1 protein-coding gene and 1 pseudogene are annotated in these 1,564 nt (G+C 70.3%); both read right to left on the bottom strand.

Annotated elements, in window-relative coordinates:
- Positions 1–635, bottom strand: a pseudogene (locus tag I59_RS09815) (6-phospho-beta-glucosidase); the annotation flags it as partial.
- Positions 636–642: 7 nt separating this feature from the next.
- A complete protein-coding gene (locus I59_RS09810) occupies positions 643–1,488 on the bottom strand; it encodes a carbohydrate ABC transporter permease (protein WP_022903722.1) in 846 nt (281 codons plus the stop codon).
- Between the last annotated feature and the right edge of the window lie 76 nt (positions 1,489–1,564).

The raw sequence follows: 1,564 nt of genomic DNA, 5'->3' as shown, positions 1-1,564 counted from the left end.
CGCTCGCTCCCGTCAGCGGAGCGCACGTGCACGCCGCGCTCCCACGTCAGGTGGTTCAGCCCGACGTGGTCGAGCCGGACCGCCTCCGGGGCGACGTCGAACTCACGGGCGAACCGGCGCTGGAAGCCGATCGCGACGTTGCAGAGCCCGACCGCGCGGTGCCCGGCCTCGAGGAGCGCACGGGTGACGATCCCCACCGGGTTCGTGAAGTCGACGATCCAGGCGTCGGGCTTCGCGTGCTCCCGGACGAGCTCGGCGTACTCGAGGACGACCGGGACCGTCCGGAGCGCCTTGGCGAAGCCGCCGGGGCCCGTGGTCTCCTGCCCGATGCAGCACGCCTCGTGCGGCCAGGTCTCGTCCTGCTGTCTGGCCGCCTGCCCGCCGATCCGGAGCTGGAACATCACGGCGTCGGCGTCCGACACCCCGGCGACCACGTCGTCCGTGACGTGCACCGTCCCCGGGTGCCCGGCGTGCGCGAACATCCGCTGTGCCACGCCGCCGACCAACCGACGGCGTTCCGGGTCCGGGTCGACGAGCCAGAGCTCGTCGATCGGCAGTTGGTCGCGAAGCCGGGCGAAGCCGTCCACGAGTTCGGGGGTGTAGGTGGATCCGCCACCGATGACTGCGAGTTTCACTGTGGTGCTATCCCTTCACGCCGGTGAGCGCGATGCCCTCGACGAATGCCTTCTGTGCGAAGAAGAAGATGACGACGACCGGGACCATGACGACGACGGTCATCGCCATCGTCATCGACCAGTCGGTGCCGTGCTGGCCGCGGAAGGTCGCGAGGCCGTACGCCACCGGCCACGCCGCCTGGTTCTCGGACGCGTAGAGCAGTGGTCCGTAGTAGTCGTTCCAGGAGTGGAAGAACATGAAGATCGCCGCGGATGCGATGCCCGGACGGGCCATCGGCACCACGACCCGCGCGAGCACGCCCCACTCGCTGCAGCCGTCCATCCGTGCCGCGTCCCCGTACTCCTTCGGGATCGTGAGGAAGAACTGGCGCAGCAGGAAGATGCTGAACGCGTCGCCGAGCAGGTTTGGCAGGATCAGGGGCCACAGCGTGCCGGTGAGGTGCAGCTCGGACCACATGACGTACACCGGCACCGCGGTGACCTGCGGGGGCAGGAGCATCGCCACGATGATGACCGTGAAGATCGCGTTCGCGCCCCGGAACCGGATCTGGGCGAGGGCGTACGCCGCCGGGACGGAGCTGACGAGCATGAACGCCGTCGCGAGCACCGCGTACAGCGCGGAGTTGCCGAACCACTGCGCGAGCGGCAGCTCCGTGAACACCCGGCCGTAGTTCGCGAAGTCGAACGGCTTCGGGATGATCGACGCCGTCAGCGCCTGGTTGCTGGACATGAGCGACGTCAGCACCACGAACACGATGGGCGCGATCGTCACCACGCCGAGCGCGACGAGGGCCGCGTGCTCGGCGATCCAGACGAGCAGGCTCCGGCGCGGACCGCGACCGGTGCCGGCCACACTCCCCCCGGGGCGGGGCCGGGGCCGGGGCCGGGGCAGGGGCCCGGGCCACGCTAGTGCGGGCGACGGGGACTGG

The organism is Curtobacterium sp. B8 (assembly GCF_000333315.1).
GTDB lineage: Bacteria > Actinomycetota > Actinomycetes > Actinomycetales > Microbacteriaceae > Curtobacterium > Curtobacterium luteum.
Note: the sequence above shows the minus strand (reverse complement) of the source record. Positions and strands in the feature narration are given on the sequence as shown.